At 69.3% G+C, this 22,381-nt stretch carries 17 protein-coding genes; 1 reads left to right on the top strand and 16 read right to left on the bottom strand.

The window, feature by feature from the left end; translation table 11 throughout:
* Positions 1–259: 259 nt before the first annotated feature.
* Entirely contained in the window at positions 260–1,462 is a 1,203-nt protein-coding gene (locus ACIREE_RS07230) for an FAD-dependent oxidoreductase (protein WP_404147533.1), read from the bottom strand.
* A gap of 92 nt (positions 1,463–1,554) precedes the next feature.
* Positions 1,555–2,805: an ATP-grasp domain-containing protein gene (locus ACIREE_RS07225; protein ID WP_404148199.1), complete on the bottom strand. Its 1,251-nt coding sequence runs from the start codon at positions 2,803–2,805 to the stop codon at positions 1,555–1,557.
* A 244-nt stretch (positions 2,806–3,049) separates the two neighbouring features.
* On the opposite strand from ACIREE_RS07225, the gene fahA reads away from it, so the two are divergent.
* Entirely contained in the window at positions 3,050–4,315 is a 1,266-nt protein-coding gene (gene fahA / locus ACIREE_RS07220; protein WP_404147530.1) for a fumarylacetoacetase, read from the top strand.
* Positions 4,316–4,459: 144 nt separating this feature from the next.
* On the opposite strand, the gene recQ is transcribed toward fahA, so the two are convergent.
* The 14 genes from recQ to ACIREE_RS07150 form a co-directional block, all read right to left on the bottom strand.
* Positions 4,460–6,592, bottom strand: coding sequence for a DNA helicase RecQ (recQ, locus tag ACIREE_RS07215; RefSeq protein ID WP_404147527.1), 2,133 nt, complete (start codon positions 6,590–6,592; stop codon positions 4,460–4,462).
* Positions 6,593–6,769: 177 nt separating this feature from the next.
* On the bottom strand, positions 6,770–8,419 hold the full coding sequence (nuoN, locus tag ACIREE_RS07210) for an NADH-quinone oxidoreductase subunit NuoN (RefSeq protein ID WP_404147525.1): 1,650 nt from the start codon (positions 8,417–8,419) through the stop codon (positions 6,770–6,772).
* A complete protein-coding gene (locus ACIREE_RS07205) occupies positions 8,416–10,014 on the bottom strand; it encodes an NADH-quinone oxidoreductase subunit M (RefSeq protein ID WP_404147522.1) in 1,599 nt (532 codons plus the stop codon). Before ACIREE_RS07205 ends, nuoN begins: the two co-directional genes overlap by 4 nt.
* A gap of 5 nt (positions 10,015–10,019) precedes the next feature.
* The gene (gene nuoL / locus ACIREE_RS07200; protein WP_404147519.1) at positions 10,020–11,921 is read right to left on the bottom strand and encodes an NADH-quinone oxidoreductase subunit L; all 1,902 of its coding nucleotides are present in this window, start codon (positions 11,919–11,921) and stop codon (positions 10,020–10,022) included.
* A gap of 15 nt (positions 11,922–11,936) precedes the next feature.
* A complete protein-coding gene (nuoK, locus tag ACIREE_RS07195; RefSeq protein WP_003974374.1) occupies positions 11,937–12,236 on the bottom strand; it encodes an NADH-quinone oxidoreductase subunit NuoK in 300 nt (99 codons plus the stop codon).
* A complete protein-coding gene (locus tag ACIREE_RS07190) occupies positions 12,233–13,042 on the bottom strand; it encodes an NADH-quinone oxidoreductase subunit J (protein ID WP_404147517.1) in 810 nt (269 codons plus the stop codon). The genes nuoK and ACIREE_RS07190 overlap by 4 nt, the downstream gene beginning before the upstream one ends.
* Positions 13,039–13,644, bottom strand: coding sequence for an NADH-quinone oxidoreductase subunit NuoI (gene nuoI / locus ACIREE_RS07185; protein ID WP_404147514.1), 606 nt, complete (start codon positions 13,642–13,644; stop codon positions 13,039–13,041). Before nuoI ends, ACIREE_RS07190 begins: the two co-directional genes overlap by 4 nt.
* Positions 13,637–15,010, bottom strand: coding sequence for an NADH-quinone oxidoreductase subunit NuoH (nuoH, locus tag ACIREE_RS07180; protein ID WP_404148197.1), 1,374 nt, complete (start codon positions 15,008–15,010; stop codon positions 13,637–13,639). Before nuoH ends, nuoI begins: the two co-directional genes overlap by 8 nt.
* Before the next feature lie 11 nt (positions 15,011–15,021).
* Positions 15,022–17,520 (bottom strand): NADH-quinone oxidoreductase subunit G, encoded by a 2,499-nt coding sequence (locus tag ACIREE_RS07175; protein ID WP_404147511.1) that lies wholly within the window; start codon positions 17,518–17,520, stop codon positions 15,022–15,024.
* A complete protein-coding gene (nuoF, locus tag ACIREE_RS07170) occupies positions 17,517–18,884 on the bottom strand; it encodes an NADH-quinone oxidoreductase subunit NuoF (RefSeq protein WP_363192712.1) in 1,368 nt (455 codons plus the stop codon). Before nuoF ends, ACIREE_RS07175 begins: the two co-directional genes overlap by 4 nt.
* Positions 18,884–19,744, bottom strand: a complete 861-nt coding sequence (gene nuoE, locus ACIREE_RS07165) for an NADH-quinone oxidoreductase subunit NuoE (protein WP_404147508.1) — start codon at positions 19,742–19,744, stop codon at positions 18,884–18,886. The genes nuoF and nuoE overlap by 1 nt, the downstream gene beginning before the upstream one ends.
* Positions 19,741–21,063 (bottom strand): NADH-quinone oxidoreductase subunit D, encoded by a 1,323-nt coding sequence (locus ACIREE_RS07160; RefSeq protein WP_404147505.1) that lies wholly within the window; start codon positions 21,061–21,063, stop codon positions 19,741–19,743. The genes nuoE and ACIREE_RS07160 overlap by 4 nt, the downstream gene beginning before the upstream one ends.
* Positions 21,063–21,803, bottom strand: coding sequence for an NADH-quinone oxidoreductase subunit C (locus tag ACIREE_RS07155; protein ID WP_404147503.1), 741 nt, complete (start codon positions 21,801–21,803; stop codon positions 21,063–21,065). Before ACIREE_RS07155 ends, ACIREE_RS07160 begins: the two co-directional genes overlap by 1 nt.
* The gene (locus tag ACIREE_RS07150) at positions 21,800–22,354 is read right to left on the bottom strand and encodes an NADH-quinone oxidoreductase subunit B family protein (RefSeq protein WP_363192716.1); all 555 of its coding nucleotides are present in this window, start codon (positions 22,352–22,354) and stop codon (positions 21,800–21,802) included. The genes ACIREE_RS07155 and ACIREE_RS07150 overlap by 4 nt, the downstream gene beginning before the upstream one ends.
* Between the last annotated feature and the right edge of the window lie 27 nt (positions 22,355–22,381).

Below are 22,381 nucleotides of genomic sequence, written 5' to 3'. Positions count from 1 at the left end.
TCCGCCACCGTCGCACCACGTCCCCTCGCACCGTGAGCCACGTCCCGTCGCCAAGGGCGAGCGGATCGGAAGAGCTCGTGCCCGGGTAGTCGAGTTCACCGACCGGCCGCAGGGTGTGGGCGTCCAGGACCAGGTGGCGGCCGGTGAAGTCGAGGACATCGTCCGGCCGGCCCGGATCGTGTGAGGTTGATGGGGAAACGGCCCTCGCGGCCGGCCGGGCGGAGAACCCGCCCGTGCACGGCCGCCAGGGCTGGGGGACTCACCCGTGCGCGGCCGCCAGATGCCGGGCCAGCCGCGGCGACGCGAACTCCGTCCCGCACACGAACCGCATCACCGGGCCGTACGAGGACCCGCCGAGCATGCCGGTGAAGTACAGGCCGGGAACGGACGAGACGTACCCGGCGCCGAGCCGCGGTGTGCCCCGACTGACGGCGATCCGCGTGCGCAGGCCGTCTCCCAGGAACGGCATCGCCGCGAGGTCCACGCGGTACCCCGTCGCCGCGATCACATGGTCGGCGGAGAGCTCCTGGCGGCGGCCCCCGTGCGTGCGCACGGACACGACGGGCGCCCCGTCCGACACCGAGGCACGCTCGACGGCGGCGACGTCCCGCACCGTCACCTTCCCCTCGAACCGCTCGCGCAGCCACCACGCGCCCAGCGGCCCGAGCACCCGCTTGACGAGGAAGTGCCGTGCTTGCGGCGGAAGTTGACGGTACTGGTGCGGGTAGTACGTGAGTGCGTACAACGACCACGCCCGCCCGAACGGTGTCTCCGGGCGAAGCTTCGGCTGCTCCCACGGCGGCGCGCCGAACCGCACCCGGCCCCGGCCGCGCGCCACCACTTTCACGCTCGCTCCGGCCTCCGCCGCGAGCGCCGCCGTCTCCAGGGCGGACTGGCCCGCCCCGACCACGATCAGATCCTTGCCCGCGAACCGGGACAGGTCGTGATGCTGGGCGCTGTGCGAGAGCGGGCCGGTGGGGGCGGGTCCGTCGGGCACGGCCGCGGCGAGTTCGCGCGGCAGATGCTCCAGGCCGGACAGGCCGGTGGCGACGACCACGGCCCGCGCCGTGAACTGCTCGCCCGAGTCGAGCTTCACCTCGAAGCCCGCACGGCCCCGCCGGTCCACCGACACGACACGGACGCGCTCCAGGTCGGGCAGCAGCTTCTGCTGGAACCAGTCCCCGTACGCGACGAACGCCTCGGCGGAGACCAGGTCCTCGTCGGTGACGAGACGCTTGATACCGGCCGCGTCGCAGTAGTCGACCAGGTCGTGCCCGCGCTGCGGCGCGTCGATGTTCGACGCGGACGGGACAGACTTCAAAATCATGCCTTCGGGCATGTGCGAGCGCCAGCTCACCATGGGTTCGCCGAAGACTCTGACGGGGATACCACGCGCCCGCAGATGAGCGGCGGTGGACAGGCCATAAGGGCCGGCCCCGATGACAGCTACCGGATGGATCACGAAGTCCCTCCAGGACGTCGCAGCGTCACTTGCTTCGTGTCCGGTCCCCCGCGGGTCGGGCGGATGGACCGGTCGCGCCCGGCCTCCGCGCTTCAGGCGGGTGAACCGGTCGCGCTGCCGCGGCGGTTGGTCCGCCACAGCTGGTAAAGATGCCGCGCCCCTGGTCGTACCAAGCGGGCGAGCATCGTGAAGAACGGCCGCGGATCGTCGGCCGCCCACCACGCCAGCTCCGTACCGCTCGCGCGGGACGGGGCGTGCGGGGTCGTATATCCACTGCGCCGGTAAGCGAGCAGGGCGGGCAGGTCGATGTTCTCGACCACGTACTGATGGCCCGCCCGCTGTTCCCCCTCCGGGACGTCGCGGCCGGTCAGCGAAAGGTGCATGGCGCGGACGACGTCGACGCCCGCCTCGTTCTCGAACAGGCGGAACTGGGCGCCCATCCGCGGATTGAAGTCGAGCAGCTTGTACTGTCCGTCGCGCCGGTCGAAGCGCAGGTCGAGGTCGACGATGCCGGTGAAGCCGATCTGCTTGATGAAACGCGCGGCGATGTCCGCGAGTTCCGGATTGTCGACGACGTACGCGTTCGCCGTCATGCCCGCGTGCGGCGGCCACGAGCGGACCTTCACTCCGGTGAACATGGCCTGTGGCGTGGAGTCCTGGTCGAAGTAGGCGTGCACGATCCAGTCCTCGGCGTCCTCGCGCGGCAGGTACTCCTGAAGGATCACGCCGGGCCGCTCGCCCCAGTCACGGGCGAGTACCCGCAGCCCCTCGGGGGACGCGATCTTCGTCGTCCCGTTCACCGCCGGGCTGCTGCGGCGTGTGAACGCCTCCCGGTTCTTCGCGACGACCGGGAAGCGCGCCTTCTCCGCGAACTCCTCGATCTCGGCGTGACTCGCCGGGAACACCGCCGCCGGGGACGGGATCCCGTGCTCCGCGCACAGCTCGTGCAGCCCTTGCTTGCTGGCCAGACGGCGCGGCAACTCCCGCTCCACGCGCGGGAAAAGGTACCCCGCGCCGGCGAGCGGATCCTGGTGCTCGGCGATGAGGACGGCCGCTTCCTCATCCGTCGGGATCAGCACCGAGGGCCGCCCGATGCGACGCGCGATGCGCAGCAGCCCCTCGACGAGGCGCCCCGACTCCTCCGCCCCGCTGGTCCGCCAGGGAAAGGCCCGGTGCAGATAGCGCGAGGCCGCCGCGGGCGTGAACCGGTCCTCGGTGATCGCGTACATGGGCACGCCGAGACGGCCCAGACTGCGGATGGCCCCCACACCACCGTGGTGCAACGGGTAGTCGCCGAACTTGACGATGAGACCCGGTACGTCCCGGTCCACGGCGAGCGGCACACCTCTGGCGCCGCCGCGAGCACTACCGGCACCGGTACTCCTGGCCACGGGTCCCCCCACGTGTCCTGTTCCCCCCTTAGGACATGGACCCACCCCGTCCGCGTCCACCGGACATAGACGCTAAGCCGGAACCGACCACTCCATCAACGGGTCATTCGGACATTGCGAACTCTTTAGGCACTGCCCGAACCCGCGTCTCCCACGTAACGTGAACCGCAATCGATGGAATGTGAGGCAGGTAGGTATGGCTGGCACGCCCGAGCACACCCCGCTCGACCTCCCCGAAGGCGACCCCTTCGGACCGCACAACCTTCCCTACGGGGTCTTCTCCCACGGCACCGACGGTGCGGAGCGCACGGACGGCGCCGACGGCGCGCGCCGGGTCGGTGTACGCCTCGGCGACCACGTCCTCGACGCGGGCGCGGCGGCCGCGGCCCTCGGCTCCCCCTACGTCTCGCTCCTGGCCCGGCCGAGCCTCAACCCCCTGCTGGCGGCGGGTCGTACGACCTGGTCCGACGTGCGCCGCGCGCTGACCGCCTGGGTGACGGTGCCCGCCCACCGCGAGACCGTCCTGCCTTTCCTGCACCCCCTCTCCTCGGTCACGCTGCACCTCCCCTTCGACGTCGCGGACTACGTCGACTTCTACGCATCCGAGAACCACGCCTCGAATCTCGGCCGGCTCTTCCGGCCCGACGAGGAGCCGCTGAAGCCCAACTGGAAGCATCTGCCCGTCGGTTACCACGGCCGGGCCGGCACCGTTGTGGTCTCCGGAACCGACGTGGTACGCCCGTCGGGCCAGCGCAAGGCCCCCGCCGACCCCGCCCCGGTCTTCGGCCCGTCGGTCCGCCTCGACATCGAGACGGAGGTCGGCTACGTGGTCGGAGCCCCCTCCGCGCAGGGCACCTCGGTGCCGCTGTCCGCCTACCGCGACCACGTTTTCGGCCTCTGCCTCCTCAACGACTGGTCGGCGCGCGACATCCAGTCCTGGGAGACGGTGCCGCTCGGCCCGCACCTCGGCAAGTCCTTCGCCACGTCGATCTCCGCGTGGATCACGCCGCTCGACGCGCTGGACGCTGCGCGCGTGCCCGCACCGCCACGCACGGTCCCGCTGCTCCCCTATCTGGACGACGCCGAGCCGGCCCTGGACCCCGCGGGCTACGACCTGCGCATCACGGTCTCCCTCAACGGCCATGTCATCTCCGAGCCCCCCTTCTCCGGCATGTACTGGACGGGCGCCCAGATGCTGGCCCATATGACGGTGGGCGGCGCCTCGCTGCGCCCCGGCGACCTCTACGGGTCCGGCACCATCAGCGGCACCGAGGAGAACGAGCGCGGCTCGCTCATCGAGATCACCTGGAACGGGCAGCGGCCCCTCGAACTCCCCGACGGCAAGCGGGGCTTCCTGGAGGACGGCGACGTGGTCACCCTCTCGGCATGGGCCCCGGGCCCGGACGGCACCCGGGTGGGCCTCGGAGACGTCACCGGCAGGATCGTCGCCGCGCCCCACTGACAACCCACCGGCCCCGCACGCACAGACGGACCAGCGCCCCGTAAGGGGCGCGGGGAACTGCGCGAGCAACCACGACGGCGCCGCACCCGCCAACGAATCAGCAACCGGCAACGGCGCCGAGGCGCCCGTCGGCCGGAGGACGCGTCACCAGTCGATGTCCTCGGGCTCGGGCTCGGGCTCGGGCCCGAAGTCCGGCTCCGACTCCGACGCCGGAGCCTGGGCCTGGGTCTGGGTCTGGGTCTGGGCCTGGGCCTGGGCCTGGGCCTGGGCCTGGGCCTGGGCCTGGGCCTGGGCCTGGGTCTGGGTCTGGGCCTGCCCCAGGGGCTGGGACTGAGCCGGCACACCATGGCCGGCACCGCCCCCGTCAAGCGCGGCGGCCAACGCCGCAAGCGCACCGTCGCCCCACGTAGCCAGCTTCTTCTCGCCGACCCCGCCGATCGTGCCCAACTGGGCGAGCGACGTGGGCTGTTGAACGGCGATCTCCTTGAGCGTCGCGTCATGGAAGATGACGTACGCCGGAACCCCGTTCTCCTTCGCCTGCGCCCCGCGCCACGACCGCAGCGCCTCGAAGACGGGCAGCAGCTCCTCGGGCAGATCGGCGGCGGGCGACTTGGCCTTGCGGTCGCGCGCGGTGGCCCGCGTCGCCGCCTTCGGGGCCTCCTTGCGCAGCCGCACCTCGCGCTCCCGCCCGAGGACGCTCGCGCTCTCCTCCGTGAGCACCAGCGTCCCGTACTCGCCCTCGACCGCGATGAGCGACTGGGCCAGCAACTGCCGCACCACGCCCCGCCATTCGGTCTCGCTCAGCTCCTCGCCGATACCGAAGACGGAGAGCTGGTCGTGGTCGAACTGGATGATCTTGGCGGTGCGCCTGCCCAGCAGGATGTCGATGATCTGGCCCGCGCCGAACTTCTGCCCGCGCTCGCGCTGCAGCCGCACCACGGTGGAGAGGATCTTCTGCGCGGCGACGGTGCCGTCCATGGTCTCGGGCGGGGTCAGACAGGTGTCGCAGTTGCCGCAGGCCTCGGGCGCGTCCTGGCCGAAGTAGGTCAGGAGCTGGGTGCGGCGGCACTGCGCCGTCTCGCACAGCGCCAGCATCGAGTCGAGGTGGGCGGAGGCGCGGCGGCGGAACGCCTCGTCCCCCTCCCCCATGTTGATCAACTTCCGCTGCTGGACGACGTCCTGCAGCCCGTACGCCATCCAGGCCGTGGACGGCAGCCCGTCCCGCCCGGCGCGGCCGGTCTCCTGGTAGTACCCCTCGACGGACTTCGGCAGGTCGAGGTGGGCGACGAACCGGACGTCGGGCTTGTCGATGCCCATGCCGAACGCGATGGTCGCGCAGACGACCAGGCCCTCCTCGCGCAGGAACCGGGACTGGTGCCTCGCACGCGTGCCCGCGTCGAGTCCCGCGTGGTACGGCACCGCCTCGATCCCGTTCCGACAGAGGAACTCGGCCGTGGCCTCCACCGACTTGCGCGACAGGCAGTACACGATGCCCGCGTCGCCCTCGTGCTCCTGCTTGAGGAAGGTGAGCAGCTGCTTCTTCGGGTCGGCCTTGCCGACGATCCGGTACTGGATGTTGGGCCGGTCGAAGCTCGCCACGAAGTGCTTGGCGTCCGGCATGCCCAGGCGCTGGGTGATCTCCTGGTGCGTGGCATGCGTCGCCGTCGCCGTCAGGGCGATGCGCGGGACGTCCGGCCAGCGCTGCCCGAGCACCGACAGGGTCAGATAGTCCGGGCGGAAGTCGTGGCCCCACTGTGCGACACAGTGCGCCTCGTCGATGGCGAAGACGGAGATCTTGCCGCGGGAGAGCAGATCGAGCGAGGAGTCGAGCCGCAGCCGCTCCGGCGCCAGGTAGAGCAGGTCGAGCTCGCCCGCGAGGAACTCGGCCTCGACGGTGCGCCGCTCGTCGAAGTCCTGCGTCGAGTTCATGAACCCGGCGCGCACACCGGCCGCCCGCAACGCGTCCACCTGGTCCTGCATCAGCGCGATCAGCGGCGAGACGACGACCCCGGTGCCGGGCCTGACCAGGGCCGGGATCTGGTAGCAGAGCGACTTGCCGCCGCCGGTCGGCATGAGGACGACGGCGTCCCCGCCGCTCACCACGTGCTCGATGACCGCTTCCTGCTCGCCGCGGAAGGCGTCGTACCCGAAGACTCGGTGGAGCGTGCTCAGCGCCTCACTGCCCACGCCCTCGCCGCGGAAGCTCTCGCCGCCGATGCCTTCGCCGCCGATGCTTCCGGCACGCTCGACGTCCTCGCGCTCCGTCACCTCGCTCATACTCACAGTCCCATTCATCGCCTGTCCCCCGCGCGCCGTGGCTCGACGTCTCCAGCAACGATAGGGGTCCAGACCGACAACCCCCGAAGTTATCCACAGGTGCCTTGACAGCGAAGTGCCCGACACCCCTTTCCAGGGGCGCCGGGCACCGGAACGCTCGTACGAACGCGGCAGCGGCTACCGCACGAAGACGCTCGCCTGACTCGCCAGGTCCAGGAAGTACTGCGGCGCGAGGCCGAGCACGACCGTGACCGCTACGCCCACCGCGATCGTCGTCATCGTCAGCGGCGACGGCACGGCGACGGTCGGCCCGTCCGCCTTCGGCTCGCTGAAGAACATGACGACGATCACTCGGATGTAGAAGAACGCGGCGATCGCCGACGACACCACACCGACCACGACGAGCGCACCCGCGCCGCCCTCGGCCGCGGCCTTGAACACCGCGAACTTCCCCGCGAACCCGGAGGTCAGCGGGATACCGGCGAAGGCGAGCAGGAAGATCGCGAAGACCGCGGCCACCAGCGGCGAGCGCCGGCCGAGCCCCGCCCACTTCGACAGGTGCGTCGCCTCGCCACCCGCGTCGCGCACCAGGGTCACCACGGCGAAGGCGCCGATCGTGACGAAGGAGTACGCGCCCAGGTAGAAGAGGACCGACGAGATCCCGTCGGGGCTCGTGGCGATGACACCGGCCAGGATGAAGCCGGCGTGCGCGATGGACGAGTACGCGAGGAGCCGCTTGATGTCGGTCTGCGTGATCGCGACGATCGCGCCCGCGAGCATCGTGACGATGGCGATGGCCCACATGACCGGCCGCCAGTCCCAGCGCAGACCGGGCAGGACGACGTAGAGCAGGCGCAGCAGCGCACCGAACGCCGCGACCTTCGTGGCGGCCGCCATGAATCCGGTGACCGGCGTCGGGGCGCCCTGGTAGACGTCCGGGGTCCACATGTGGAAGGGGACCGCGCCGACCTTGAACAGCAGGCCCATGACGACGAGCGCCATGCCGATGAGCAGCAGCGCGTCGTTGCCCATGGTGCCGGCGAGGGCCGGGTCGATGTTCTGCACGGAGCCGTCGGCGACGCTCGCGATGGTGGCGTACGAGACGGAGCCCGCGTAGCCGTACAGCAGCGCGATCCCGAACAGGGTGAAGGCCGAGGCGAACGCGCCGAGCAGGAAGTACTTGACCGCGGCTTCCTGCGACAGGATCCGCTTGCGGCGGGCCACGGCGCACAGCAGGTAGAGCGGGAGGGAGAAGACCTCCAGGGCGACGAAGAGCGTCAGCAGGTCGTTCGCCGCGGGGAAGACCAGCATTCCGCCGATCGCGAAGAGGACGAGCGGGAACACCTCGGTGGTGGTGAACCCGGCCTTCACGGCGGCTTTTTCGCTGTCGCTGCCGGGTACGGAAGCGGCCTGCGCGGCGAACGAGTCGACGCGGTTGCCGTGCGCCTCCGGGTCGAGCCGCCGCTCCGCGAATGTGAAGATCGCGACGATGCCTGCCAGCAGGATCGTCCCCTGGAGGAAGAGCGCGGGTCCGTCGACGGCGATCGCGCCCATGGCCGCGATGTGTGCCTTCGTGGTGCCGTAGCCGCCGGCCGCCAGCGCCACGACCGCCGCGAAGGCGGCGGCGAGCGCGACGACCGCCAGGAACACCTGTACGTAGTAACGGGACTTTCGGGGCACGAACGCCTCGACCAGGACCCCCAGGACGGCGGCACCGATAACGATCAAGGTCGGGGACAATTGCCCGTATTCGATCTTCGGTGCGTCGATCTTGGAGATCGGATCGGCGGCAGTTGTCCACAGGCTGTGGACGGCTGAAGCGCTCACTTGTGGGCCGCCTCCACTTCCGGCTTCGGGTCCTTCTTATGGACGTCGGACATGGTGTGCTTGACCGCCGGGTTCACCAGCTCGGTGAGCGGCTTCGGGTACACGCCCAGGAAGATCAGTACGGCGATCAGCGGGACGACGACGGCGAGCTCACGCACCCGCAGGTCGGTGATGCCTTCGGTGGAGGGCTTCACCGGGCCCGTCATAGTGCGCTGGTAGAGGACCAGCGTGTAGAGCGCGGCGAGGACGATGCCGAAGGTGGCGATGATGCCGATCACCGGGTAGCGCGTGAACGTGCCGACCAGGACCAGGAATTCACTCACGAACGGGGCGAGCCCCGGCAGCGAGAGCGTCGCGAGTCCGCCGATCAGGAACGCGCCGGCGAGCACCGGGGCGACCTTCTGCACACCCCCGTAGTCCGCGATGAGCCGCGAGCCGCGCCGCGAGATCAGGAACCCGGCGACGAGCATCAACGCGGCGGTGGAAATACCGTGGTTGACCATGTAGAGCGTGGCGCCGGACTGGCCCTGGCTGGTCATCGCGAAGATGCCCATGATGATGAAGCCGAAGTGCGAGATCGACGCGTACGCCACAAGGCGCTTGATGTCGCGCTGGCCGACGGCGAGCAGCGCTCCGTAGACGATGCTGATCAGGGCGAGCACCAGGATCACCGGTGTCGCCCACTTGCTCGCCTCCGGGAAGAGCTGGAGGCAGAAGCGGAGCATCGCGAACGTGCCGACCTTGTCGACAACTGCCGTGATCAGTACGGCGACCGGGGTCGTGGCCTCGCCCATCGCGTTCGGCAGCCAGGTGTGCAGCGGCCACAGCGGGGCCTTCACCGCGAAGGCGAAGAAGAAGCCGAGGAAGAGCCACCGCTCGGTGTTGGTCGCCATGTCGAGCGAGCCGCTCGCGCGTGCCTGCGCGATTTCCTGGAGCGAGAAGTTCCCCGCCACCACGTAGAGGCCGATGACGGCCGCCAGCATGATGAGGCCGCCGACGAGGTTGTAGAGGAGGAACTTGACGGCCGCGTACGAACGCTGGGTGGCCGCCTCCTTCTCGCCGTGCGGGCCCGCGCGGTCACCGAAGCCGCCGATGAGGAAGTACATCGGGATGAGCATGGCTTCGAAGAAGATGTAGAAGAGGAAGACGTCGGTGGCCTCGAAGGAGATGATCACCATCGCCTCGACCAGCAGGATCAGGGCGAAGAAGCCCTGCGTCGGACGCCAGCGGCCCGCAGCGAAGCTGCCAAGAGATTCAGCGCCGGTCTCCTGCGGGTCCGCGTCGTGCCACCCGGCGAGGATCACGAACGGGATCAGCAGCGCGGTCAGCGCGACGAGCGCGACCCCGATGCCGTCCACACCCAGTTCGTACCGGACTCCGAAGTCCGCGATCCACGCGTGGGATTCGGTGAGTTGGTAGCGGCTGCCGCCCGGGTCGAAGCGGATCGCGACCACCGCCGCGAGGACGAGCGTCCCGACCGAGACGAGGAGCGCGAGCCACTTGGCCGCGGTGCGCTGTTTCGCCGGCACGGCGGCCGTGGCGATCGCGCCCACGGCGGGGAGCACCGCTGTCGCTGTCAGCAGAGGAAAGGACATCGGTATCAGACCGCCCTCATCAGCAGGGTCACGGCGGTGATGAGCGCCGCACCGCCGAACATCGAGACGGCGTACGAGCGCACGTAGCCGTTCTGGAGCTTGCGCAGCCGGCCGGAGAGACCGCCCACGGAAGCCGCCGTCCCGTTGACCACACCGTCGACCAGGGTGTGGTCGACGTAGACCAGCGAGCGCGTGAGGTGCTCGCCGCCGCGTACGAGGACGACGTGGTTGAAGTCGTCCTGGAGCAGGTCGCGCCGGGCGGCGCGGGTGAGCAGCGAGCCGCGCGGGGCGAGCACCGGGACCTCTCGGCGCCCGTACTGGAGCCAGGCAATGCCGACACCGATCACCAGGCACACCATGGTGGCCCCGGTGACCACGCCGGCGCTGATCGGAGCGTGGCCGTGGCTGTGACCGGTGACCGGCTCCAGCCAGTTCAGGAAGCGGTCGCCGATGGAGAAGAAGCCGCCCGCGAACACCGAGCCGATGGCGAGCACGATCATCGGGATCGTCATGGACGACGGCGACTCGTGCGGATGCGGCTCGTGGCCGTCCGCGTCGGGCTGCCAGCGCTTCTCACCGAAGAACGTCATGATCATCACGCGGGTCATGTAGAACGCGGTGATGGCCGCGCCGAGCAGGGCCACGGAGCCGAGGATCCAGCCTTCCGTGCCGCCCTTGGCGAACGCCGCCTCGATGATCTTGTCCTTGGAGAAGAAGCCGGACAGGCCGGGGAAGCCGATGATGGCGAGGTACCCGAGGCCGAACGTCACGAAGGTGACCGGCATGTACGTGCGCAGCGCGCCGTACTTCCTCATGTCCACCTCGTCGTTCATGCCGTGCATGACCGAACCGGCGCCGAGGAAGAGCCCGGCCTTGAAGAAGCCGTGCGTCACCAGGTGCATGATCGCGAAGACGTAGCCGATCGGGCCGAGGCCGGCGGCCAGGACCATGTAGCCGATCTGCGACATCGTCGAGCCCGCGAGGGCCTTCTTGATGTCGTCCTTCGCGCAACCGACGATCGCACCGAACAGCAGCGTGACCGCGCCGACGATCGTGACGACCAGCTGCGCGTCGGGGGCGGCGTTGAAGATCGCCCCGGACCGCACGATCAGGTACACGCCGGCGGTCACCATGGTCGCGGCGTGGATGAGGGCCGAGACCGGGGTCGGGCCCTCCATCGCGTCCCCGAGCCAGGACTGCAGCGGGACCTGCGCCGACTTGCCGCACGCGGCGAGCAGCAGCATCAGGCCGATCGCGGTGAGCTTGCCCTCGGACGCGTCACCGACGCTGTCGAGCACCGGCTTGAAGGCGAACGTCCCGAAGGTGGTGAACATCAGCATGATCGCGATCGACAGGCCCATGTCGCCGACCCGGTTGACCAGGAACGCCTTCTTCGCGGCCGTGGCCGCGCTGGGCTTGTGCTGCCAGAAGCCGATGAGGAGGTACGAGGCGAGGCCCACGCCCTCCCAACCCACGTACAGCAGCAGGTAGTTGTCGGCGATGACCAGCAGCAGCATCGCCGCGACGAACAGGTTCAGGTAGCCGAAGAAGCGGCGGCGCCGCTCGTCGTGCTCCATGTACCCGATCGAGTAGATGTGGATCAGCGTGCCCACACCGGAGATCAGCAGCACGAACGTCATCGACAGCTGGTCCAGCTGGAAGGAGACGTCCGCCTGGAAGCCCTCGACGGGGATCCAGCTGAACAGGTGCTGGCTGAACGTGCGGTCCTCCGGGCCCTTGCCGAGCATGTCGGAGAAGAGCACGACGGCGATCACGAAGGAGACGGCCGCGAGCAGCGTGCCGAGCAGGTGACCCACCCGGTCCAACGCCCGCCCGCCGCACAGCAGTACGGCCGCTCCGAGCAGGGGCGCCGCTACCAGCAGCGCAATCAGGTTCTCTGCATTCATGTGGTTCGCGGCCCCTTACAGCTTCATCAGGCTGGCGTCGTCGACCGAGGCCGAGTGGCGGGAACGGAACAGCGACACGATGATCGCGAGTCCGACCACGACCTCCGCGGCGGCGACGACCATCGTGAAGAACGCGATGATCTGGCCGTCGAGATTGCCGTGCATCCGGGAGAACGCGACGAACGCGAGGTTGCACGCGTTCAGCATCAGCTCGATGCACATGAAGACCACGATCGCGTTCCGCCTGATAAGCACGCCGGTGGCGCCGATCGTGAACAACAGGGCGGCGAGATACAGGTAGTTGACCGGATTCACTTCGACGTCTCCTCCGAACGCTCCAGACGGTCGGCCGAGCGCTGCTCCAGGGCCTTGAGGTCGCTCAGCGCCTCACCGGAGACGTCCCGGATCTGGCCGCGCTGGCGCAGCGTCTGCATGACCGTGAGCTCCGAGGGGGTGCCGTCGGGCAGCAGGCCCGCGATGTCCACCGCGTTGTGCCGGGCGTAGACACCGGGGGCGGGCAGCGGCGGCAGGTGCTTGCCCTCGCGCACCCGCTCCTCGGACAGCTCCCGCTGCGTCTTGGCCCGCTCGGTGCGCTCGCGGTGCGTGAGCACCATGGCGCCGATGGTGGCCGTGATCAGCAGGGCGCCGGTGATCTCGAAGGCGAAGACGTACTTGGTGAAGATGAGGGTGGCCAGGCCCTCCACGTTCCCGTTCGCGTTCGCCTTGCCGAGTCCGTTGAACTGCTTCAGCGAGGCGTTTCCGATCCCCACGATCAGCAGGACACCGAAGCCGAGCCCGCACAGGGCGGCCAGCCAGCGCTGCCCCTTGATGGTCTCCGTCAGGGAGTCCGCCGCGGTGACACCGACGAGCATGACCACGAAGAGGAACAGCATCATGATCGCGCCGGTGTAGACGACGATCTGCACGATGCCCAGGAAGTACGCCCCGTTGGCCAGGTAGAACACCGCGAGGATGATCATGGTCCCGGCGAGGCAGAGGGCGCTGTGCACGGCCTTCTTCATCAGGATCGTGCACAGCGCGCCGATGACGGCGACCGTGCCGAGGACCCAGAACTGGAAGGCCTCGCCCGTAGAGGTCGAGTAGGCGGCGAGCTGCATCATGCCTCGGCCCCCTCGGGGTCGGGCTTCTCGCCCTTGCTGACGGCCACTTGCGGCTCGGTGCCCGGCGCCGCCTCGGTGACCAGACCCCGGTAGTAGTCCTGCTCGTCCATGCCGGGGAAGATCGAGTGCGGCGACTCGACCATGCCCTCGTCGAGTCCGGCGAGCAGCTGCTCCTTGGTGTAGATCAGGCTGGCGCGGCTGCTGTCGGCCAGCTCGAACTCGTTCGTCATCGTGAGCGCGCGCGTGGGGCACGCCTCGATGCACAGGCCGCACAGAATGCAGCGCGCGTAGTTGATCTGGTAGACGCGGCCGTACCGCTCACCCGGGGAGTAGCGCTCCTCCTCGGTGTTGTCCGCGCCCTCCACATAGATGGCGTCCGCCGGGCAGGCCCACGCGCACAGCTCGCAGCCGACGCACTTCTCCAGGCCGTCCGGATGGCGGTTGAGCTGGTGCCTGCCGTGGAAGCGCGGAGCAGTGGTCTTCGGCTGCTCCGGGTACTGCTCGGTCAGCCGCTTCTTGAACATGGCCTTGAAGGTCACACCGAAGCCGGCAACGGGGTTCATGAACCCGGGCGCGGTGTCCTTCTCGTTCTCGTCAGCCATCGGACGCCTCCTTTCCGTCACGAGATCCGCCAAGTGATTCGTCACTCGCAGTATCGGGGCCACCACTGACAATCAACTCCCGCTCATGGCGCGGGCGTCGGCGCGGCACGGGCGGCAGGGTCTGTCCGGGCAGCGGAGGCACCGGGAAACCGCCCGCCATCGGGTCGAAGGCGGCCGGCTCCTCGACCTCCGCACGCTGCTTGGCTCCCCGGTCGCGGAAGATGTCCACGACGAACGACAGCAGCAGGATCACGAGGATGGCGCCGCCGATGTACAGGGCGATATCGGCGAAGTCGTAGTTCTCGTTGTGCAGGGTCCGCACGGTCGCGACGAGCATCAGCCACACCACGGAGACCGGGATGAGCACCTTCCAGCCGAGCTTCATCAGCTGGTCGTAGCGCACGCGTGGCAGCGTGCCGCGCAGCCAGATGAAGAAGAACAGCAGGAGCTGGACCTTGATGACGAACCAGAGCAGCGGCCACCAGCCGTGGTTCGCGCCCTCCCAGAACGTGGAGATCGGCCACGGTGCGCGCCAGCCGCCCAGGAAGAGCGTCACGGACACGGCCGAGACCGTCACCATGTTCACGTACTCGGCGAGCATGAACATCGCGAACTTGATGGACGAGTACTCGGTGTTGAAGCCGCCGACGAGGTCGCCCTCGGACTCCGGCATGTCGAACGGGGCGCGGTTCGTCTCGCCGACCATCGTCACGATGTAGATCAGGAACGAGACCGGCAGCAGGACGATGTACCAGCGGTCGTGCTGCTGGGCGACGATCTCCGAGGTCGACATCGACCCCGAGTACAGGAACACCGACGCGAACGCGGCGCCCATCGCGATCTCGTAGGAGATCATCTGCGCGCAGGAGCGCAGACCGCCGAGGAGCGGGTACGTGGATCCGGAGGACCAGCCGGCGAGGACGATGCCGTAGATGCCGACGGAGGCGACCGCGAGGATGTAGAGCATCGCGATCGGCAGGTCGGTGAGTTGCATCGCCGTACGGTGACCGAAGATCGAGACCTCGCCCCCGGACGGACCGAAGGGGATCACCGCGATCGCCATGAAGGCGGGGATCGCCGCGATGATCGGCGCAAGGATGTAGACCACCTTGTCCGCGCGCTTGACGATCACGTCTTCCTTGAGCATCAGCTTGATGCCGTCGGCGAGCGACTGGAGCATGCCCCAGGGACCGTGCCGGTTCGGGCCGATGCGCAGCTGCATCCAGGCGACGACCTTGCGCTCCCACACGATGGAGAACAGCACGGTCACCATCAGGAAGGCGAAGCAGAACACCGCCTTGACGACGACCAGCCACCACGGATCGGTGCCGAACATCGACAGGTCTTCGAGTGCCATCGGGCTCAGTGCCGTGGGGCTCATGACTGCACCTCCGGGGCCGCGGCGGGCGCCGGGCCGATCTTCACCAGGTCGCCGGGGACGGCACCGGTGTCCGAAGCGACGCCGCCGCCGACGGAGTTGAGCGGCAGCCACACCACACGGTCCGGCATCTCCGTGACCTGGAGAGGCAGAGCGACCGCGCCCGCGGGCCCGGTGACGGCCAGCGCGTCGCCGTGCCGCAGACCGATCTCGGCGGCCGTGGCGGCGGACACGCGCGCGTGGGCGGCATGCCGCGTACCGGCGAGCGCGTCGTCGCCGTCCTGCAGACGGCCCTGGTCGAGCAGCAGCCGGTGCCCGGCGAGAACGGCCTCACCGGAGGCCGGATGCGGCAACTGGGCGCCGGTGTCCAGCGGTTCGGTCGCGTGCGGCCCGTCCCAGTTGCCCAGACGGTCCAGCTCCCCGCGCGCGGCGCGCAGATCGGGCAGCCCCAGGTGTACGTCCATGGCGTCGGCCAGCATCTGCAGCACGCGCGCGTCCGTGGGCGCGACGCGGCGCGTCATCTGCTCGGGCTTGAGCGCGGCCTCGAACATCCGGGCCCGGCCCTCCCAGTTGAGGAACGTGCCCGCCTTCTCGGCGACCGCGGCCACCGGGAACACGACGTCCGCGTGGTCGGTGACCTCGCTGGGCCGCTGTTCGAGGGAGACCAGGAAACCCACCTCGTGAAGCGCTTCACGCGCGCGTACCGGGCTCGGCAGGTCGGCGACCTCGACTCCCGCCACGACGAGGGCCAGCAGTTCGCCGGTGACGGCGGACTCCACGATCTGGCCGGTGTCCCGCCCGAAGCGGTGCGGCAGTTCGGCCACACCCCAGGCGGCGGCGACCTCGCCCCGCGCGCGCGGGTCGGTCGCCGGACGGCCGCCCGGCAGCAGCGACGGCAGCGCGCCCGCCTCGACGGCGCCGCGCTCACCTGCGCGCCGCGGGACCCACACCAGCTCGGCGCCGGTCGCGGCCGCGGCCCGCACGGCGGCGGTGAGTCCGCCCGCGACGGCCGCGAGCCGCTCGCCGACGACGAGCACGGCGCCTTCGGTGCGCAGCGCCGTCGCGGCGGCCTCTCCGCCGTCCTCCAGGCCGACGCCGGAGGCGAGCGCGTCCAGCCACTCGGTCTCGGTGCCCGGCGCGGCGGGCAGCAGCGTGCCGCCCGCCTTCTCCAGGCCACGCGTCGCATACGTAGCGATCGAGAAGACCTTCTGCCCGTGGTTGCGCCAGGCCTTGCGGAGCTTGAGGAAGACGCCGGGCGCCTCCTCCTCCGATTCGAAGCCCACGAGAAGCACCGCGGGGGCCTTCTCCAGCTTCTTGTACGTGACTCCGCTGCCGTCCAGATCACGGCCGCGGCCCGCGACCCGCGCGGCGAGGAAGTCCGCCTCCTCGCTGCTGTGCACGCGCGCGCGGAAGTCGATGTCGTTCGTGTCGAGGGCGACGCGCGTGAACTTGCTGTACGCGTAGGCGTCCTCGACCGTCAGCCGGCCCCCGGTGAGGACACCGGTCCTGCCGCGCGCCGCGACGAGCCCGCGGGCGGCGGCCTCCAGCGCCTCCGGCCAGGAGGCGGCCCGCAGCTCACCGGAGTCGGCGTCACGGACCAAGGGAGTCGTCAGCCGGTCCGGCTTCTGCGCGTACCGGAAGCCGAACCTGCCCTTGTCGCAGATCCACTCCTCGTTGACCTCGGGCTCGTTGGCAGCGAGGCGGCGCATGACCTTGCCGCGCCGGTGGTCGGTGCGGGTCGCGCAGCCACCGGCACAGTGCTCGCACACCGACGGCGACGACACCAGGTCGAAGGGCCGGGAGCGGAATCGGTACGCCGCCGAGGTCAGCGCCCCGACCGGGCAGATCTGGATGGTGTTCCCGGAGAAGTACGACTCGAAGGGGTCGCCCTCGCCCGTGCCGACCTGCTGGAGCGCGCCGCGCTCGATCAGCTCGATCATCGGGTCGCCCGCGATCTGGTTCGAGAACCGGGTGCAGCGGGCGCACAGCACGCACCGCTCGCGGTCGAGCAGTACCTGCGTGGAGATCGGGACCGGCTTCTCGTAGGTGCGCTTCTTGCCCTCGAAGCGCGATTCCGACTGGCCGTGCGACATAGCCTGGTTCTGCAGCGGACACTCGCCGCCCTTGTCGCAGACCGGGCAGTCCAGCGGGTGGTTGATGAGCAGCAGCTCCATCACGCCGTGCTGCGCCTTCTCGGCGACGGGCGAGGAGAGCTGGCTCTTGACCACCATGCCGTCGGTGCAGGTGATGGTGCAGGATGCCATCGGCTTGCGCTGGCCCTCCACCTCCACGATGCACTGGCGGCAGGCGCCGGCCGGGTCGAGGAGCGGGTGGTCGCAGAACCGGGGGATCTCGATGCCGAGCAGCTCGGCGGCCCGGATGACCAGGGTGCCCTTGGGCACGCTGATCTCGATGCCGTCGATCGTCAGCGAGACGAGGTCCTCCGGCGGAACGGCCGCCTCGCCGCCCCCGGAGGGAGCGCTTGTGGTCACAGTCACGCGTTCACCTCCGTGCGGTGCTTGTCGGTCCCGTCCGCCCAGAGCGTCGAGCGGGCCGGGTCGAAGGGGCAGCCCTTGCCCGTGATGTGCTGCTCGTACTCCTCGCGGAAGTATTTGAGCGAGGAGAAGATCGGCGAGGCGGCGCCGTCGCCGAGGGCGCAGAACGACTTGCCGTTGATGTTGTCGGCGATGTCGTTCAGCTTGTCGAGGTCGTCCAGGGAGCCCTTGCCGGCCTCGATGTCGCGGAGCAACTGGACGAGCCAGTAGGTCCCTTCGCGGCACGGCGTGCACTTGCCGCAGGACTCGTGGGCGTAGAACTCGGTCCACCGGGTGACCGCGCGCACCACGCACGTCGTCTCGTCGAAGCACTGCAGCGCCTTGGTGCCGAGCATCGATCCGGCGGCGCCGACACCCTCGTAGTCGAGGGGGACGTCGAGGTGTTCCTCGGTGAACATCGGGGTCGAACTGCCGCCCGGTGTCCAGAACTTGAGGCGGTGCCCCGGCCGGATGCCGCCGCTCATGTCGAGGAGCTGGCGCAGCGTGATGCCGAGCGGGGCCTCGTACTGGCCGGGCGAGACCACGTGGCCGCTGAGCGAGTAGAGCGTGAAGCCCGGGGACTTCTCGCTGCCCATCGACTTGAACCAGTCTTTTCCGCGATTGATGATCGCGGGAACCGACGCGATGGACTCGACGTTGTTCACCACAGTGGGGCACGCGTAGAGGCCCGCGACCGCAGGGAAAGGAGGGCGGAGTCGCGGCTGACCACGGCGGCCTTCGAGCGAGTCCAGGAGTGCGGTCTCCTCACCACAGATGTACGCGCCTGCGCCGGCGTGCACGGTGAGTTCAAGGTTGAGGCCGCTGCCCAGGACGTTCTGCCCGAGATACCCCGCGGCGTAGGCCTCGCGCACGGCCTCGTGCAACCGCCGCAGTACGGGGACCACTTCACCGCGCAAGTAGATGAACGCGTGCTCGGAACGGATCGCGTAACAGGCGATCACGATGCCCTCGATGAGGCTGTGCGGGTTCGCGAAGAGGAGCGGGATGTCCTTGCAGGTCCCCGGCTCCGATTCGTCGGCGTTGACAACTAGATAGTGCGGTTTGCCGTCTCCCTGCGGGATGAACTGCCACTTCATCCCGGTCGGGAAACCGGCGCCACCACGTCCGCGGAGCCCCGCGTCCTTCACGTAAGCGATGAGATCGTCCGGCGACATGGCGAGGGCCTTGCGCAGCCCCTCGTAGCCGTCATGGCGGCGATACACATCCAAAGACCAGGACTTGTCCTCGTCCCAGAAGGCCGACAGGACCGGTGCGAGCAGCTTCTCCGGACTGGTGTCGTTGTTGTCGATCTCGGCTGCCAAGGTCATCACTCCCCCTCCTCGGCGGCGGGACCCGCCGGGTGGGACGGGTCGGAGGCCGATGTGTCCTGCGGCGCGTCGTGCGAGCTCAAGTGCTCGGCGGGCGACGGTTCATGGGGCTGTCCGCTCTCCGTGGCCTCACCGCGCGGGTGGACCACGCGCGCGGGCGACGCCTCGCCCTTGGCCAGGCGCAGGCCCGTCAGCGAGGCATGGCCCGCGCTGCCGCTCGCCTCGACGGCGCCGGGGCGCTCGTCGGGGAAGCCGGCCAGGATGCGCGCCGTCTCCTTGAAGGTGCACAAGGGGGCGCCGCGCGTCGGTGACACCTGCGCTCCCGCGCGCAGGTCGTCGACGAGCCGCTTGGCGGACTCGGGCGTCTGGTTGTCGAAGAACTCCCAGTTGACCATCACCACGGGGGCGAAGTCGCAGGCCGCGTTGCACTCGATGTGCTCGAGCGTGATCTTGCCGTCGTCCGTGGTGCCGCCGTTGCCGACGGCGAGGTGCTCCTGGAGCGACTCGAAGATGGCGTCGCCGCCCATGACGGCACACAGGGTGTTGGTGCAGACGCCGACCTGATAGTCGCCGCTGGGGGCCCGCCGGTACATCGAGTAGAAGGTCGCGACGGCCGTGACCTCGGCGGTGGTCAGGTCGAGCAGGTCCGCGCAGAACCGCATGCCGGTGCGCGTGACGTGGCCCTCCTCCGCCTGGACGAGGTGGAGCATCGGGAGCAGCGCCGAGCGGGAACCGGGGTAGCGGGAGATGATCTCCTTCGCGTCCGTCTCCAGCCGGGCTCGGACGTCGTCCGGGTAGGCGGGCGCGGGCAGTTGGGGCATGCCCAGACTGACGCCCTGCTCCGAAGAACTGGTGGTCACCGGTCGACGCCTCCCATCACGGGGTCGATGGAGGCGACGGCGACGATGACGTCGGCGACCTGGCCGCCCTCGCACATCGCCGCCATCGCCTGAAGGTTGGTGAAGGACGGGTCGCGGAAGTGGACCCGGAAGGGGCGGGTGCCGCCGTCGGAGACGACGTGCACGCCCAGTTCGCCCTTGGGTGACTCCACGGCGGTGTACGCCTGCCCCGGCGGGACGCGGAAGCCCTCGGTCACCAGCTTGAAGTGGTGGATGAGGGCCTCCATGGAGGTACCCATGATGTTCTTGATGTGGTCGAGCGAGTTGCCGAGACCGTCGGGGCCGAGAGCCAGCTGAGCGGGCCAGGCGATCTTCTTGTCGCCGACCATGACCGGGCCGGGGGCGAGCCGGTCCAGGCACTGCTCGACGATGCGCAGCGACTGGCGCATCTCCTCCAGGCGGACCAGGAAGCGTCCGTAGGAGTCGCAGGAGTCCGCGGTCGGGATCTCGAAGTCGTAGTTCTCGTATCCGCAGTACGGGTCCGTCTTGCGCAGGTCGTGCGGCAGACCGGCGGAGCGCAGAATCGGTCCGGTGGCGCCGAGGGCCATGCAGCCCGAGAGGTCCAGGTAACCGACGTCCTGCATACGGGCCTTGAAGATGGGGTTCCCGGTGGCGAGCTTGTCGTACTCGGGAAGGTTCTTCTTCATCTTCTTCACGAACTCGCGGAGCTGGTCCACCGCGCCGGGCGGCAGGTCCTGGGCGAGTCCGCCGGGCCGGATGTACGCGTGGTTCATGCGCAGGCCGGTGATGAGCTCGTAGAGGTCGAGAATGAGTTCACGATCACGGAAGCCGTAGATCATGATCGTGGTCGCGCCGAGTTCCATGCCGCCGGTGGCGATACAGACCAGGTGCGAGGACAACCGGTTCAGCTCCATGAGCAGGACCCGGATGATGCTCGCGCGGTCGGGGATCTCGTCCTCGATGCCGAGGAGCTTCTCGACGGCGAGGCAGTACGCCGTCTCGTTGAAGAACGGCGTCAGGTAGTCCATGCGCGTCACGAACGTGGTGCCCTGCGTCCACGTGCGGTACTCGAGGTTCTTCTCGATGCCCGTGTGCAGGTAGCCGATGCCGCAGCGGGCCTCGGTGACCGTCTCGCCGTCGATCTCCAGGATGAGTCGCAGCACACCGTGCGTGGACGGGTGCTGGGGCCCCATGTTGACGATGATGCGCTCGTCGTCGGACTTGACGGCGGACTGGGCGACCTCGTCCCAGTCGCCACCGGTGACCGTATATACGGTGCCCTCGGTGGTCGCGCGCGGAGTTGCGTGGGGAGTAGTCATCAGCTGTACGACCTCCGCTGGTCCGGAGCCGGGATCTGGGCGCCCTTGTACTCGACGGGGATGCCGCCGAGCGGGTAGTCCTTGCGCTGCGGGAAGCCCTGCCAGTCGTCCGGCATCATGATCCGCGTCAGCGCCGGGTGGCCGTCGAAGAGGATGCCGAAGAAGTCGTACGCCTCGCGCTCGTGCCAGTCGTTCGTCGGATACACCGGGACCAGGGACGGAACGTGCGGGTCCGCGTCGGGCATGGACACTTCGAGGCGGATCAGCCGGCCGTGGGTGAGCGAGCGCAGGTGGTAGACGGCGTGCAGCTCGCGGCCCTTGTCGTGGGGGTAGTTCACCCCGGAGACGCCGGTGCACAGCTCGAAGCGGAGCGCCGGGTCGTCGCGCAGCGTCTGCGCCACGCGGAGCAAGTACTCGCGCTCGATGTGGAAGGTGAGCTCGCCGCGGTCGACGACCGTCTTGTCGATGACGGTGCCGGGCACGAGGTCCTGCTCCTCCAGGGCGCCCTCCAGCTCGTCGGCGACCTCGTCGAACCAGCCGCCGTAGGGGCGGGCGGTCTCGCCGGGCAGCCGGACCGAGCGGACAAGTCCGCCGTATCCAGAGGTATCGCCACCATTGTTGGCGCCGAACATGCCGCGCTGGACGCGGATCTCCTCGCCCTGGTCGCCGCGCTGCCCCGGGAGGTTGGCGGCACTCAGGTCCTTCTCGGGGTTGACCCCGTCGTTCTGCGCGTCACTCACCGCAGCAGCCCCTTCATCTCGATCGTCGGGAGCGCCTTGAGCGCGGCTTCCTCCGCCTCACGGGCCGCCTCCTCGGCGTTCACGCCGAGCTTGGAGGACTGGATCTTCTGGTGGAGCTTGAGGATCGCGTCCATCAGCATCTCGGGCCGGGGCGGGCAGCCGGGCAGATAGATGTCGACCGGCACGATGTGGTCGACGCCCTGCACGATCGCGTAGTTGTTGAACATCCCGCCGGACGAGGCGCAGACACCCATGGAGATGACCCACTTGGGGTTGGGCATCTGGTCGTAGACCTGGCGCAGGACGGGCGCCATCTTCTGGCTCACCCGGCCCGCGACGATCATCAGGTCCGCCTGGCGGGGCGATCCGCGGAACACTTCCATGCCGAACCGCGCCAGGTCGTAGCGCCCCGCGCCCGTCGTCATCATCTCGATGGCGCAGCACGCGAGCCCGAACGTGGCAGGGAAGACGGATGACTTGCGCACCCATCCCGCGGCCTGCTCGACGGTGGTCAGGACGAATCCGCTCGGCAGCTTTTCTTCGAGTCCCATTGGTCTGTGGCTCCTGGTCTCCCCTAT

The sequence above is a fragment of the Streptomyces sp. NPDC102467 genome (assembly GCF_044765445.1).
In the GTDB taxonomy this organism is placed as follows: Bacteria; Actinomycetota; Actinomycetes; order Streptomycetales; family Streptomycetaceae; genus Streptomyces.
Note: the sequence above shows the minus strand (reverse complement) of the source record. Positions and strands in the feature narration are given on the sequence as shown.

Coding starts and splice junctions, on each gene's coding strand:
- fahA (WP_404147530.1), top strand. CDS start 3,050: ATGGCTGGCACGCCCGAGCACACCCCGCTCGACCTCCCCGAAGGCGAC.
- recQ (WP_404147527.1), bottom strand. CDS start 6,592: ATGAGCGAGGTGACGGAGCGCGAGGACGTCGAGCGTGCCGGAAGCATC.
- ACIREE_RS07205 (WP_404147522.1), bottom strand. CDS start 10,014: ATGTCCTTTCCTCTGCTGACAGCGACAGCGGTGCTCCCCGCCGTGGGC.
- nuoL (WP_404147519.1), bottom strand. CDS start 11,921: ATGAATGCAGAGAACCTGATTGCGCTGCTGGTAGCGGCGCCCCTGCTC.
- ACIREE_RS07190 (WP_404147517.1), bottom strand. CDS start 13,042: ATGATGCAGCTCGCCGCCTACTCGACCTCTACGGGCGAGGCCTTCCAG.
- nuoI (WP_404147514.1), bottom strand. CDS start 13,644: ATGGCTGACGAGAACGAGAAGGACACCGCGCCCGGGTTCATGAACCCC.
- nuoF (WP_363192712.1), bottom strand. CDS start 18,884: ATGACCTTGGCAGCCGAGATCGACAACAACGACACCAGTCCGGAGAAG.
- ACIREE_RS07160 (WP_404147505.1), bottom strand. CDS start 21,063: ATGACTACTCCCCACGCAACTCCGCGCGCGACCACCGAGGGCACCGTA.
- ACIREE_RS07150 (WP_363192716.1), bottom strand. CDS start 22,354: ATGGGACTCGAAGAAAAGCTGCCGAGCGGATTCGTCCTGACCACCGTC.